This window comes from Sphingomonas mangrovi, from assembly GCF_047975845.1.
In the GTDB taxonomy this organism is placed as follows: domain Bacteria; phylum Pseudomonadota; class Alphaproteobacteria; order Sphingomonadales; family Sphingomonadaceae; genus Sphingomonas.
On record NZ_JBIUCZ010000003.1, the window covers coordinates 43879 to 57597 of the forward strand.

The 13719-nt window shown below is 69.2% G+C and carries 13 protein-coding genes; 7 read left to right on the plus strand and 6 right to left on the minus strand.

The window, feature by feature from the left end:
• Positions 1-84: 84 nt before the first annotated feature.
• The 3 genes from ACBY01_RS02800 to murI form a co-directional block, all read right to left on the minus strand.
• Positions 85-870, minus strand: a complete 786-nt coding sequence (locus ACBY01_RS02800) for a succinate dehydrogenase iron-sulfur subunit (protein ID WP_416459246.1) — start codon at positions 868-870, stop codon at positions 85-87.
• Between the two features lie 169 nt (positions 871-1039).
• Positions 1040-2281: a 5-aminolevulinate synthase gene (gene hemA / locus ACBY01_RS02805; protein ID WP_416459247.1), complete on the minus strand. Its 1242-nt coding sequence runs from the start codon at positions 2279-2281 to the stop codon at positions 1040-1042.
• A 77-nt stretch (positions 2282-2358) separates the two neighbouring features.
• On the minus strand, positions 2359-3156 hold the full coding sequence (gene murI / locus ACBY01_RS02810) for a glutamate racemase (protein WP_416459248.1): 798 nt from the start codon (positions 3154-3156) through the stop codon (positions 2359-2361).
• Positions 3157-3258: 102 nt separating this feature from the next.
• On the opposite strand from murI, the gene plsY reads away from it, so the two are divergent.
• The 3 genes from plsY (at position 3259) to ACBY01_RS02825 (ending at position 7662) form a co-directional block, all read left to right on the plus strand.
• Positions 3259-3867 (plus strand): glycerol-3-phosphate 1-O-acyltransferase PlsY, encoded by a 609-nt coding sequence (gene plsY, locus ACBY01_RS02815; RefSeq protein WP_416459250.1) that lies wholly within the window; start codon positions 3259-3261, stop codon positions 3865-3867.
• Positions 3860-4954, plus strand: a complete 1095-nt coding sequence (dprA, locus tag ACBY01_RS02820) for a DNA-processing protein DprA (RefSeq protein ID WP_416459252.1) — start codon at positions 3860-3862, stop codon at positions 4952-4954. Before plsY ends, dprA begins: the two co-directional genes overlap by 8 nt.
• Positions 4955-5088: 134 nt before the next feature.
• Positions 5089-7662, plus strand: coding sequence for a hypothetical protein (locus ACBY01_RS02825; protein WP_416459253.1), 2574 nt, complete (start codon positions 5089-5091; stop codon positions 7660-7662).
• 103 nt (positions 7663-7765) lie between these two features.
• Here ACBY01_RS02825 and panC read toward each other — a convergent pair whose 3' ends face one another.
• The gene (gene panC / locus ACBY01_RS02830) at positions 7766-8611 is read right to left on the minus strand and encodes a pantoate--beta-alanine ligase (RefSeq protein WP_416459254.1); all 846 of its coding nucleotides are present in this window, start codon (positions 8609-8611) and stop codon (positions 7766-7768) included.
• 110 nt (positions 8612-8721) lie between these two features.
• Between panC and ACBY01_RS02835 the strand changes: the two genes are divergently transcribed.
• From ACBY01_RS02835 to ACBY01_RS02850, 4 genes are all read left to right on the plus strand, one after another.
• Complete coding sequence (locus ACBY01_RS02835) at positions 8722-9519, plus strand: division plane positioning ATPase MipZ (protein ID WP_416459255.1); 798 nt, start codon at positions 8722-8724, stop codon at positions 9517-9519.
• On the plus strand, positions 9519-9773 hold the full coding sequence (locus tag ACBY01_RS02840; RefSeq protein WP_416459256.1) for a J domain-containing protein: 255 nt from the start codon (positions 9519-9521) through the stop codon (positions 9771-9773). Before ACBY01_RS02835 ends, ACBY01_RS02840 begins: the two co-directional genes overlap by 1 nt.
• A 62-nt stretch (positions 9774-9835) precedes the next feature.
• A complete protein-coding gene (gene pgmG / locus ACBY01_RS02845; protein ID WP_416459257.1) occupies positions 9836-11218 on the plus strand; it encodes a phosphoglucomutase/phosphomannomutase PgmG in 1383 nt (460 codons plus the stop codon).
• Between the two features lie 58 nt (positions 11219-11276).
• Entirely contained in the window at positions 11277-12032 is a 756-nt protein-coding gene (locus ACBY01_RS02850; protein ID WP_416459258.1) for a 3'-5' exonuclease, read from the plus strand.
• A gap of 167 nt (positions 12033-12199) precedes the next feature.
• Here the strand turns inward: ACBY01_RS02850 and ACBY01_RS02855 are convergent, their stop codons facing one another.
• Both ACBY01_RS02855 and ACBY01_RS02860 read right to left on the minus strand, forming a co-directional pair.
• Positions 12200-12682, minus strand: a complete 483-nt coding sequence (locus tag ACBY01_RS02855; RefSeq protein ID WP_416459259.1) for a DUF1440 domain-containing protein — start codon at positions 12680-12682, stop codon at positions 12200-12202.
• Positions 12683-12747: 65 nt separating this feature from the next.
• Positions 12748-13650 (minus strand): TraB/GumN family protein, encoded by a 903-nt coding sequence (locus ACBY01_RS02860; protein ID WP_416459260.1) that lies wholly within the window; start codon positions 13648-13650, stop codon positions 12748-12750.
• Positions 13651-13719: the final 69 nt, after the last annotated feature.

A 13719-nucleotide genomic window follows, 5' to 3' on the forward strand; every position in this document is an offset into this window, starting at 1 on the left:
CTTCGGATGCCGCAGGAGCGGCGCGTGTCGCGACTGCGCCGACACGGGGAGGGAAGGGCCGCCGCGAACGGGCGGCCCCGAGGATCAGAGCATGCGCTCGACTTCCAGCTTCTTGATCTCGGCGATCGCCTTGGCCGGGTTCAGCCCCTTGGGGCAGACGTTCGCGCAGTTCATGATCGTGTGGCAGCGATAGAGGCGGAACGGATCCTCGAGCTCGTCGAGGCGCTCGCCGGTCATCTCGTCGCGGCTGTCGGCGAGCCAGCGATAGGCCTGGAGCAGGATCGCCGGGCCGAGGAACTTGTCGCTGTTCCACCAGTAGCTGGGGCACGACGTCGAGCAGCAGGCGCACAGGATGCATTCGTAGAGGCCGTCGAGCTTGGCGCGGTCCTCCGGCGACTGCAGCCGCTCCTTGCCCGAGGGCGCGGGGCTGACCGTCTGCAGCCACGGCTTGATCGAGCTGTACTGCGCGTAGAAGTGGGTGAAGTCGGGAACGAGGTCCTTGATGACGTCCATGTGCGGCAGCGGCGTGATCCGCACCTCGCCCTTCACATCCTCGATCGCGGTAGTGCAGGCGAGGCCGTTGCGGCCGTCGATGTTCATCGCGCACGATCCGCAGATGCCCTCGCGGCACGAGCGGCGGAAGGTGAGCGACGGGTCCTGCTCGGACTTCATCTTGATCAGCGCGTCGAGCACCATCGGGCCGCAGTCGTCGAGGTCGATCTCGAACTTGTCGTAGCGCGGGTTCTCGCCGGTGTCGGGATCGTAGCGATAGACCTTGAACTTCTTGACGCGCGCGGCGCCCTCGGCGGCCTTGTGCTCGCGGGTCTTGCCCGTGATCTTGCTGTTCTTGGGCAGGGTGAATTCGGCCATGCGCGGATTCCGTCAGCTCTGGATGCGGTGGGGCGACGCGGCCCCGGGGTGATTTGGGGTTCCGATACATGACCCCCGCCGCCGCCGCAAACGGCAACCGCGCTTTTGTGCGGGGGAGGGGCGCCGGTCGTGTTCGAACGCGCGGTGCTTGCGCAGGCGCGCTCGGACCTCAGGCGGCGCGGCGCATTTCGAGGCGGCCCCAGATCTCGACCAGCGCGTCGGTGAGCTCGCGCATCATCGCTTCGTCGTGCGCGGGGCCGGGGGTGAAGCGCAGGCGCTCGGTCCCGCGCGGCACGGTCGGGAAGTTGATCGGCTGAACGTACACGCCGTATTCGGCGAGCAGGATATCGCTGACCCGCTTCGCCTTCACCGGATCGCCGACCATCAGCGGCACGATGTGGGTGGTCGAGTCCATCACCGGCAGCCCGGCGTCGCGGAACATCGCCTTGAGCGTGGCGGCGGCGGCCTGCTGGCCCTCGCGCTCGACCGAGGAGGCCTTGAGGTGGCGCACGCTCGCGAGCGCGCCGGCGACGAGCACCGGCGACAGCGAGGTGGTGAAGATGAAGCCGGGCGCATAGCTGCGGATCACGTCGATGATCGTGCGGTCGGCCGCGATATAGCCGCCCATCACCCCGAAAGCCTTGCCGAGCGTGCCCTCGATGATGTTGAGGCGATCGGCGACGCCGTCGCGCTCCGAAATGCCGCCGCCGCGCGCGCCGTACATGCCGACGGCATGGACCTCGTCGAGATAGGTCAGCGCGTTGTACTTGTCGGCGAGATCGCAGATCTCGGCGATCGGCGCGATGTCGGCGTCCATCGAATAGACGCTTTCGAACGCGATCAGCTTGGGCGCCTGCGGATCGGCCTCGGCGAGCAGCTGTTCGAGATGGGCGAGGTCGTTGTGGCGGAAGACGCGCTTCTCGCAGCCCGAGTTGCGGATGCCCGCGATCATCGAGGCGTGGTTGAGCTCGTCCGAGAAGATGATGCAGCCCGGCAGCACCTTGGCGAGCGTCGCCAGCGTCGCTTCGTTGGAGACATAGCCGCTGGTGAACAGCAGCGCGCCTTCCTTGCCGTGGAGGTCGGCGAGCTCGTGCTCGAGGTCGATGTGATAATGGGTGTTGCCGCCGATGTTGCGGGTGCCGCCGGATCCGGCGCCGACGTCGTGCAGCGCCTCTTCCATCGCGGCGATGACGGCGGGGTGCTGCCCCATCGCCAGATAGTCGTTCGAGCACCAGACGGTGATCGGCTTGGGACCGTTGTGGCCCGCGAAGCACCGCGCATTGGGGAACATCCCCTTGTTGCGCAGGATGTCGATGAACACCCGATAGCGGCCCTCGGCATGGAGCCGGTCGATCGCCTGGTTGAAGACGCGGCCGTAATCGACTGCGCGAACGGTTTCGTCACTGGACATGGGGAGGCGACATAGCGGCCGAACCCTTGTTTTTCCACTAGGAAAGCCCCGGAGGTGCCCTGTGGAACCGGCAAGAACTACAAGGTTTTGATTTGAGTCAGTCCGAAGCGCGCCAGTGCCGGGCGCAGCGACTCGACGTCGGCATCCGCCCCGGTGAACACCGCTTCGCCTGCCGGCGGCGAATCGGGCCACTCGGCGCCGGCGAGCAGATGCGCGGTGCGCCGCGCGATTCCCTGGCCGCCGTCGACGAAGGCGACCGGCCGTCCGGCGGCGGCCGCGAGGCGATCCGCGACCAGCGGGAAATGGGTGCAGGCGTTGACGATCACGTCGATGCGATCGCCGTCGGGTTGGTCGAGCAGCCCGGCGAGCACCGCGCGATAGGCGGCGTCGTCGGCCTCTTCCCCGCGCAGCCGCGCCTCGGCGAGGGCGACGAGCGCGGCGGAGCCGTGGCGCAGCACCCGGCAGTCGGCGGCGAAGCGTTCGGCCAAGTCGTCGACATAGGGCTGGCGGACCGTCGCCTCGGTGCCGAGCACGCCGATGACGCGGCTGCGGCTCGCCTCGGCGGCCGGCTTGATCGCGGGGACGGTGCCCACCACCGGCAGGTCGAGCGCGGCGCGCACCGCCGGCAGCGCGATGGTGGAGGCGGTGTTGCACGCGATCACGATCAGCCGCGGGTGGTAGCGCTCCGCGAGCCGGCCGAGCAGCGCCGGCACGCGTGCGGCGATCTCCCGCTCGCTGCGGGTGCCGTACGGATAGCCGGCCGAATCGGCGGCGTAGACGATCGGCGCGTGGGGAAGCAGGCGGCGGGTGGGTTCGAGCACCGACAGCCCGCCGACGCCGGAGTCGAAGAACAGGATCGGGCGCGGGTCGGGCATCGGGAGGCGGTCCTTGCGCGGGTGTTCCCGCTTTGATCGAGGTTGTTGCGCCTCGATACCGAAACGCCTAGCTTCCGGGCAACTGGGGGTTCGAAACCAATTTTGCCAAGCGATTTCACCTGGGCGCCGGCGGTGGGCGCGTTGCTGCTCGGCTATCTGCTGGGCTCGATTCCGTTCGGGCTGCTGCTCGCACGCGGATTCGGTGCGGGCGACCTGCGCAGCATCGGCTCCGGCAACATCGGCGCGACCAACGTGCTGCGCACCGGGCGCAAGGGGCTGGCGGCGGCGACGTTGCTGCTCGACTGCGCCAAGGGCTGGGTGGCGGTGGTGCTCGCCGAATGGCTGTTCCCCGGCCACGGGCCGATCGCGGCGGCGGCGGCATTCCTGGGCCATTGCTATCCGGTGTGGCTGCGCTTCCGCGGCGGCAAGGGCGTGGCGACGATGATGGGCGTGGTGCTGGCGCTGCACTGGCCGAGCGCGCTGGTGTTCGCCGCGGTGTGGCTGGCGCTGCTCGCGACGGTGCGCATCTCGTCAGTGGCGGGGATGACGGCGTGCATTTCCGCGCCGGTCAGCGCCGCCTGGTTCGGGCGGTTCGACCTGGTGCTGCTGCTGCTCGGCCTGGCCGCGGTCGCGATGTGGAAGCATCGCGAGAATCTGGGGCGGCTGCTCGAGGGCACCGAGCCCCGCATCGGCGGGCGGAAGGGTGGCTGACGCCGACCCGCGGATCGATCGACTCCGGCTGATCCGTTCCGCGAACGTCGGGCCGATCACCTATCGCCAGCTTGTTTCCCGCTTCGGCAGCGCCGCGGCCGCGCTCGATGCGCTGCCGCAGTTCGCCGCGCGCGGCGGTGGCCGTGCGCCGGTCGTCGCATCCGAAGACTCCGTGCGGCGCGAGATCGCCCGGACCGAGCGGCTCGGCGCCCGCTACCGGTTCCTCGACGACCCCGACTATCCGCCGCTGCTCGCCGAGATCGAGAATGCGCCGCCCGCGCTGATCCTGCGCGGCGAGGGCGCGCTGATGACGCGGCCGTGCGTGGCGATGGTCGGCGCGCGCAACGCCTCTGCCGCCGCTTGCCGCTTCGCGCGCCAGCTCGCCGAGGCGCTGTCGGGCGAGGGGATCACGGTCGTGTCGGGGCTGGCGCGCGGCATCGACACCGCCGCGCATACCGGCGCGCTGGCGGGCGGAACGGTGGGGGTGATCGCAAGCGGCATCGACATCGCCTTTCCGCCCGAGAATGCCGAACTGCAGGAAGCGCTCGCGACTCGCGGGCTGCTGATCGCCGAACAGCCGCCGGGCACCGAGCCGCGGGCGCGTCACTTCCCCTATCGCAACCGGATCATCGCCGGGCTGTCGCAGGGGACGGTCGTGGTCGAGGCGGCGCCCAAGTCCGGATCGCTGATCACCGCGCGGCTGGCGGCGGAGGCGGGCCGCGAGGTGATGGCGGTGCCGGGCAGCCCGCTCGACCCGCGGGCACAGGGGTGCAACCTGCTGATCCGCGAAGGCGCGACGCTGGTCCAGTCCGCCGCCGACGTCGCCGAGATGTTGCGCCCGATCGATTCGCGCAGCGTGCGCTCGCCGGGGGTGCGGTACGACGCAGGTCCGGTCGCCACCGACGCCGGCGAGGCCGAACGCCGCCGGCTGGGGCAACTGCTGAGCCCCGTGCCGGTGCCGGTCGACGAGCTGGTGCGTCAGTCCGGACTGCCCGCCGCGGTGGTGCAGACGGTGCTGCTCGAGTTCGAGCTTGCCGGGCGGCTGGAGCGGCACGCGGGGGGACGCGTGAGTCTTGCCGACGCGTAGGCTCAATCCGCATTTTGAGAAAAGTTCGCAATAATCCGCGCAACATACGGTGGATGGGGCCGGCTCGGCCACTATATCTAGTTGTTGGTGGCGGCGGAGAGGCGTAGGTCTCGAGCGCCACAAGGAGACGCGACATGACGCTTGCACCTGCCCCCGACTTCCGCCCGCTGCATCCGGGAATGGGCGTGGCAGTTGCCGAGCGAACCTATCTGCGCCGCGTGCTGACCGACGAGGCGGCGGGGCTGCTGGATCGCGAGATCGCGCTCCATCCCGCCGACCCGAACCTCAAGCCCTGGCTGGTCGCGCTCAACAACAGCGGCGGCTTTTCGGTGCGGCTCGACGACAAGGCGGCGATGCGCGGCAGCGTGCCGCCGACGCGCTGGGAAAGCTGGGGCGAACTCGCCGCGCGCGTTGCGGAGGGCAACGCCTCGCTGCTCGAACTGCCCGGCGCCGACGGCGTCGCCCACGAGCCGGACGCCGCGCGGCGCGAGGCGGAGGCGACCGGGCTTCGCGACCTGATCGCCAAGGGCGCGGTGCTGATGTCGGGGCGCCACCTGCAGCAGGGCGACGCCGCGCAGATCACCCGCCCGCAGGAGGTGTTCACCAACTGCAGCACGGCGGCCACCTCGTTCGCGCTGTTCTACCTGCTGCTCAACGGATCGGGCGTCGGCCGCTGCTACGACGACGACCTGATGCTGACCAACTGGGACAATATGCCCACGGTCCGCGTCGTGCTCGACGACGCGCACCCCGACTTCGACCATTCGCAGCACAGTTCTGTGCGCGACGCGCGCCATCTGTACGGCAAGGGATCGAACGTCACCTGGTTTAGCGTTCCGGATAGCCGCGAGGGCTGGGCCGAGGCGGTCGAGCTGCTGGAGATCATGACCTATCAGAAGGTGTTCCGCGACCATCTGCTGGTGATCGACTTCACCAAGGTGCGCGGGCGCGGCGAGCCGATCATGGGGATGCAGGGGCGGCCGTCATCGGGCCCGGTGCCGCTGATGAACGCGTTTGAGAAGATCGCGAAGATCAAGGGCGCCGGCCTCGCTCCGTGGCGGCAGACGCTCTACATCGACCATTATCTCGCCGAGCCGGTGCTGGTCGGGGGCGCGCGTCGCGCCGCACGCATGTCGACCAAGCATTGGTCGGACCTCGACGCGGTCGAGTTCATCGAGGTCAAGCGCCCGATCGAGTATGCCGGATTGTCGATCGGCGAGGTCGTGGCGCTGCGCGAGCAGAGCGCCTTTCCGCCGATGGCGTTCCTGTGGTCGAGCAATAACAGCGTGACGGTCGACGCCGATTTCTGGCGCCGCGTCGCGCTGGAGCCCGAGCATCCCGAATACAACGCGCAGCGTACCCGCCATGCCCGCGCGGTGTTCCAGCGCGGTGCCGAATGCGCCTATGGCGACGGGACGGGCGAGCCGGGGTTCATCAACGAGGACCTGCTGGTCAAGAACGATGCCGGGATCGACGCGCCCGCGTTCCGCCGCGGCGACTTCGTGGGGTCTGAGCGCTACCAGGTGCAGGACGACACGCGGCTCTATCTCGCGCGGCTTGCGCGGATCGTCGCGTCAAAGAGCAACGGCTATATCGTCAATCCGTGCGGCGAGATCGTGCTGAGCGTGCTCGGCGCCTTTTGCGTGATCGCCGACGTGGCGCCGTTCCATTGCGATACGCTGGAGGAGGCGCACGCCTCGGTCCGCGCGGCGGTGCGGGCACTGATGCGCGTCAACCTGATGGACAGCCTCTATTCGGCGGAGGTGAAGCGCACCAACCGGATCGGCGTGGGGCTGACCGGCGTGCACGAGTTCGCGTGGAAGTTCTTCCGCATCGGCTTCCGCGACCTCGTCGCGCCCGACTTCGACGGCTATGCGCGTGCCCGGGCGGCGGCGCCGGAACGGGTGGCCGCCGACATCCTCGACTATCTGCCACCGATCCGCGCCGCGGCGTTCTGGGAAACGCTGGGCGCCTTGTCGCGCGCGGTGCACGACGAGGCGACCGGCTATGCCGAGACGCTGGGCGTGGTGGTGCCGCACACCATGACGACGATCAAGCCGTCGGGATCGGTGTCGAAGCTGTTCGGGCTGACTGAAGGCTGGCACCTACCGTCGATGCTCCACTATCTGCGCTGGGTGCAGTATCGCAACGACGACCCGCTGGTCGCCGACTATGCCGCGCTCGGCTATCCGGTGCGCACGCTGGAGGTATACAAGGGGCACACCATCGTCGGCTTCCCGACCGAGCCGACCATCGCCGGGCTCGACGGGATCGAGCCGCACCTCGTCACCGCGGGCGAGGCGAGCATGGAGGACCAGTTCGCCTGGCTGCGGCTGGGCGAGCGCTTCTGGCTCGAAGGCTTCGACGTCGCCGAGCACCTGGCCGGTGCGAAGGCGCTGCCGGCGTATGGCAACCAGATCAGCTACACGCTGAAGTACCGGCCGGCTGCGACCGACTTCGCGACGTTCGAGGCGATGCTGCGCGCGCACCAGCCGGGGGTGCGCGCGTGTTCGGTGATGCCGCAGTCGGACGACCTGACCGCGTACGAGTATCTGCCCGAGCAGCCGGTCTCCAAGGCGGAGTTCGAGGGCATCGCGCGCGCGATCCAGCGCTCGGCGGTGTCGGAGGACATCGGCCGCGAGCATCTCGACTGCGCCGGCGGGGCGTGCCCGATCGAGTTCCGCGACGAGGGCAAGCACGCGGCCTGAGCAGGGCGGGCACCCCTTCGCGTTCCCGCGCAGGGGTGCATGCCCGCTGTCGTCATCCGGACGGGAGGAAGGTCGCGGAGGCCTCGCCTGCGGGCGCGGGCCGCTATGCGGCGGCCGGCTGGACGGGGACGTTATCGATGAGGCGGGTGTTGCCGATGCGGGCGGCGGCGAGCAACCGCATCGGACGGTCGGCAACCGGATCGCCCAGCGTCTCGGCATCGACCAGCGCGAGATAGTCGGTGTCGAACCCGGCCTGGGCGAGCATGTCGCGTGCCTGGGCGAGTGCCTCCTCGGCAGGGCCGCCCTTTTCGAGGGTGCGTGCGGCGACGCCCAGCGCGCGGGGCAGGGCGACGGCGCGCTGGCGCTCGTCGGGATCGAGGTAGAGGTTGCGCGAAGAGAGCGCGAGGCCGTCGTCGTCGCGCTGGGTGGGGACGCCGACCACCTCGATGCCGAGATCGAGGTCGGCCGCCATCCGCTGCACCACCGCGAGTTGCTGGAAATCCTTTTCGCCGAACAGCGCGACATCGGGGCGGACCTGACCGAACAGCTTGGCGACCACGGTGGCGACGCCGTCGAAGTGGCCGGCGCGATGCGCGCCCTCCAGCACCTCGCTGACGCCCGACACCGAGACGGTGGTGGCGAAGCCCTCCGGGTACATGACTTCGACCGGCGGCATCCACAGCAGGTCGACGCCCGCATCGGCGAGCATGCGCGAATCCTGCATCTCCCGCCGGGGATAGCGGGCGAGGTCCTCGCTGGGGCCGAACTGCTTGGGATTGACGAAGATCGACACGACTACGCGCTGGGCGCGGCGGCGTGCCGCGTCGACCAGCGCCATGTGGCCGGCATGGAGCGCGCCCATCGTCGGGACCAGGGCGACGCTGTCGCCTGCGGCGCGGAACGAGGCCAGCGCGTCGCGAAGCGCGTCGAGCTGACGGATGGTTTGCACGGCCCCAATGCCTCCGGTAAGAATGCGAGGGCGGCCTTCTATGGGGGTGGCGCCGCGGGATCAACACCACGGCGTCGGCACCAGGGCGCCAACAGGGGACATCAGCCACTTTGAGCACGGCTTCCAACGGATTGCACGTCATCGTGTTTGCCAACGAGAAGGGCGGCACGGGCAAGTCGACGACCGCGGTCCATGTCGCGATCGCGCTCGCCGCCAAGGGCGCGCGGGTGGCGGCGTTCGATCTCGATCATCGCCAGCGCACGCTGGGACGCTATCTCGACAACCGGGCGGAAACCGCACGGCGGCTGGACGGCACCCTTCCGACGCCGATCCATGCGACCCACGACGGCGAGAGCATGGACTTCTTCACCGAGACGCTCGAGCGCCTGTCGGAGAATGCCGACTATCTGGTGATCGACACACCGGGTCGCGACGATCCGTTCGCGCGCATGGCCGTCACCAACGCCGACACGCTGGTCACGCCGATGAACGACAGCTTCGTCGACTTCGACCTGATCGGCCAGGTGCACCCGGAGACGTTCAAGGTCACGCGGCCGAGCTTCTATTCCGAGCTGATCTGGGAGACGCGCAAGCACCGAGCCCGTGCCGACGGGTCGACGATCGACTGGGTGGTGCTGCGCAACCGGCTGCAGCACATCGAGGCGCGCAACATGCGCCGCGTGTCCGAGGCGATCGAGCAGCTGTCGAAGCGGGTCGGCTTCCGCGTCATTCCCGGGCTTTCCGAGCGCGTGATCTATCGCGAGCTGTTCCCCAAGGGGCTGACCATGCTCGACAGCCGCGAGTTCGGCGCGATGGGGCTGAGCCATGTCGCGGCGCGCCAGGAACTGCGCGAGATGATGGCCGGGCTGGCGCTGCCGGAGCCGGTCGTCGCCTCTGCGGCCGCTTGATGCTGAAGGTCCTTTTCGTCGTTGGGCTGCTGGTCGCAGCCTGGCTCTACCTGCGGCCGAAGAAGCCGGCGCTGTCCGGCGAGGCGGAGGCGCGGCAGGTGCTGGGCGTCGGCCCCGACGCCGACGAGGCGACGATCCGCGCGGCGCATCGTCGGCTGGTGGGCGCGGTCCATCCCGACCGCGGCGGATCGGCCGACCTCACCCGGCGGGTGAATGCCGCCCGCGACGTGCTGCTCGGCCGATTGCGGCACTGACCTGCATTGAACTTTCCGGCGCGTCGAACGATCTGACGCCACCGATCTTCCAGGAGTACGCCATGAGCCACGTCTTCGACCCCACCTCGCTGCGCGAATACGACATCCGCGGGGTGGTCGGCAAAACCCTGGGCACGGCGGATGCGGCTGCGATCGGCCGCGGCTTCGGCACGGTGGTGCGCCGCGCCGGCGGCACGCGCGTGGCGGTGGGCCGCGACGGCCGCGTCTCCTCGGTCGAGCTCGAAGGGGCGCTGGTCCAGGGGCTCACCCAGAGCGGCGTCGACGTGGTGCGGATCGGCCTGGGGCCGACGCCGATGCTCTACTATGCCGAGGCGACGCTGGAGGTCGACGGCGGCATCATGATCACCGGCAGCCACAACCCCGCCGACTACAACGGCTTCAAGATGGTGCTGCAGCACAAGCCGTTCTTCGGCGAAGACATCCAGAAGCTCGGCAAGATGGCGGCCGAGGCCGACTGGGACGAGGGTGCGGGCACCGTCAGCGACTATGACATCGAGGACACCTATGTCGGGCGGCTGATGGCGGGCTATGCCGGTGGCGCCTACCGGATCGGCTGGGATGCGGGCAACGGATCGGCGGGCCGGGTGATCGAGAAGCTCACCAAGCTGCTGCCGGGCGAGCACCACCTGCTGTTCACCGACATCGACGGGCGCTTCCCCAATCACCATCCCGACCCCACCGAGGAGAAGAACCTCGCGGCGCTCAAGCAGCTGGTGGCGGACAAGAACCTCGACTTCGGTCTTGCCTTCGACGGCGACGGCGACCGCATCGGCGCGATCGACGACACCGGCCGGGTGATCTGGGGCGACCAGCTGCTGTCGATCCTCGCCGAGCCGGTGCTGAAGGAAGTGCCGGGCGCGACGATCATCGCCGACGTGAAGGCGAGCCAAGCGCTGTACGACCGGATCGCCGAGCTGGGCGGCGAGCCGCTGATGTGGAAGACCGGTCACAGCCTCATCAAGACCAAGATGAAGGAAACCGACTCGCCGCTCGCCGGCGAGATGTCGGGCCATATCTTCTTCGCGCACGACTATTACGGGTTCGACGACGCGCCCTATGCGGCGGTGCGGCTGATCCGGGCGGTGCACATGATCGGCAAGTCGATGACCGAGATCCGCGGTGCGATGCCGAACATGATCAACACGCCGGAAATGCGCTTCCAGGTCGACGAGAGCCGCAAGTTCGCCGTGGTCGACGAGATTCTGGCGCGGCTGGAGACAGCGGGCGCCGACGTCAACCGGACCGACGGCGCGCGCGTCAACACGCCCGACGGCTGGTGGCTGCTGCGCGCGTCCAATACCCAGGACGTGCTGGTCGCGCGCGCCGAGGCCAAGAGCCAGGACGGGCTCGACCGGCTGATGGCGCAGATCGACGAGCAGCTCGCGCTCAGCGGTCTCCAGCGCGGCCCGCAGGCGGCGCACTGATCCGACGAAGCGGCGCGCGGGGCTGGCAATCCGCGCGCCGCTGCCCCATTTCGTGGACATGGCTTCCCCCCAGATCGTTCGCGTCGTCGACCTCGAAACCACCGGCAGCGCGCCGCCGGCGCATGCGGTGTGCGAGATCGGCTGGCAGGACGTGGCGCTCGGCGAGGACGGCCGCTGGGAGCTGATGGGCGAGGGCGGATCGCAGCTCGTCAATCCCGGGCGCCCGATCCCGCCGGTGACCCAGGCGGTGCACCACATCCTCGACGAGCAGGTCGCCGACGCGCCTTATTGGCACGACGTCGCGCGGCGCGTGCTCGATCCCTATCCGCGGCGGGTCGCGCTGGCCGCGCATCGCGCGAGCTTCGAGGAGAAGTTCTGCACCGCGCCGCTGACGCATGGTGCCGACTGGATCTGCACGTGGAAGTGCGCGCTGCGGCTGTGGCCCGATTCGCCCGGCTTCTCCAACCAGATGCTGCGCTACTGGCGGCGGCCGCACGGCATCGAGCATGCGCGCGGGCTTCCGGCGCATCGTGCCTTTCCCGACGCCTATGTCACCGCCTTCCACCTGCGCGACATGCTCAACGAGGCGAGCATCGCCCAGCTGATCGAATGGTCGAACCAGCCGGGTTTGCTGCCACGGGTGCGCTACGGCCCCGATCGCGGGCGCGAGTGGAGCGAGATCGACGACGATTCGCTCGAGGGCTTCCTGTCCGACCGCGACGAGGACGTGCGCTTCACCGCCGAGACGGAACTCGCGCGGCGGCAGAACGGCGGCGCCGTCGGGCGGAGCCGCGAAGACTGGCTGCTGCTGTAACGCGCGATAATGTGGCAGAGACCCGTTCGTCCTGAGTAGCCATTGAGCTTGTCGAAATGGCGTATCGAAGGACCTCCGCGGGTGCTTCGATACGGGTCTTCGCCAGGCTCAGCCCCTACTCAGCACGAACGGTTCTATCTCACGTCAACCCGCCGTAGGTGGTCTCGTCAGCGCCGGCCGGCGAGCAGCGCGCGCGTGCTCTCCAGCGCGAAGCCATAGGTCAGGTGCGAGGCGAGCCCGTAGGCGTGGCTGGCGAGCGATGCCTGCCAGGGCGGCGCGCCGAGGCCGGCGGCGGGCACCGCAGCCTCGTCGAACAGCAGCGAGGTGACGAGGCCGTAGGCGCCGCCGAAACCGCTGGTGGTGGCCGGGCGGTATTCGGCGATTACGCCGTAGATGCCGCCGAGTGCGGCGCCGACCAGATAATGCACCGCCTGACCGGCCTGCTCGCGATGCGCGTCCGGCACCGGCGCGCCGGTTGCGGCTTCGCTGACGCGGTCGGCCGCCTTGACGGTTGCGGGATCGTCATCGTCGTCGGAGTCGACCAGCCGGGCGGCGGTGGCCTGGAACGCGGCCATCGCCGCCGAGGCGACCAGGCCTGCCGCGACGCCGGCGAGCAGGCCGATCAGCGGACGGGGAGCGGTGTGGGCCATGCAGCTTCCTTTTGCCTAGATGCCAGACCGAAACGGTCGGACACGTCGACGGCTCCGTCGTCGCCTCAATAGTCGATGCGCTCGGCCTTCAGCTGGTGCTTGGCGAGCTGCGCCTGGACGCTGTCCTTGCCGGCGAGATGCCCCGCACCGACCGCGACGAACACCGTGCCGGGCTCGGCCATGCGGCCGGCGATCCAGTCCGCCCAGCGGATGTTGCGATCGGTCAGCAGCATCTTCGCGATCTCCGGCGTCGCTTCCAGCCCTTCGTTGAGCGTCTCGGCCAGCCCGTCGGTGTCGCCGGCCGACCATTGCGACACCATCTTGTCGACCTCCTGCTTCGCCTCCGGCAGATGCTCGAGCGTGTCGGTGAGGAAGGCGATCTGCGACTTTTCGGACAGCCCGTCGAAATAGCCGAACTGCTGCTCGATCGTCTCCAGGCCGATGACGGGCTTGCCCGCCTGCTTGGCGGCGGTGGTGAGTGCCTGTTCGGCGCCGTTGTTCGGGTCGTAGCCGTCCTTCACCAGCTTGAGCACCGACAGATTGGTGGCGACGAACCACGGATCGAAGCGGTCGAAGTTCGCCGGAGCGATCCCCAGCTCGGCCAGTGCTGCGCGATAGGCCGTGCGAGTGTCGGCGGGCAGCTTCTCTTCGAGGCCCGGCCCGGTGGGGTTGATCGCGGTGGCGACCAGCGCCCGCTGCACCGTCTGCGAATCGGGCAGGACGATCTCCTGCACCAGCTCGTCGCTGCGGTCGAAGGCGGTCTTCACCGCTTCGTCGAACCAGCTGAGCCCCGGCTTGAGCAGGTGGATGGTGCCGAACAGATAGATGGTCGTGTCGTCGTCCTTGACCACCCACAGCGCGGGATCGGCATCGACCGTCTTCGGGGCGGGGGCCGGTTGCTGCGCGGGCAGCGGCATCGCCCAGGCGCAAAGCGCGAACACGCCGGTGCGCAGCAGCATCTTGATCATGCGAGTCGATCCTTTTCGAAGCCAGGTGCCGGTAGCGGCGGGTCGATGAGCGGTTGCGATAAAATCACT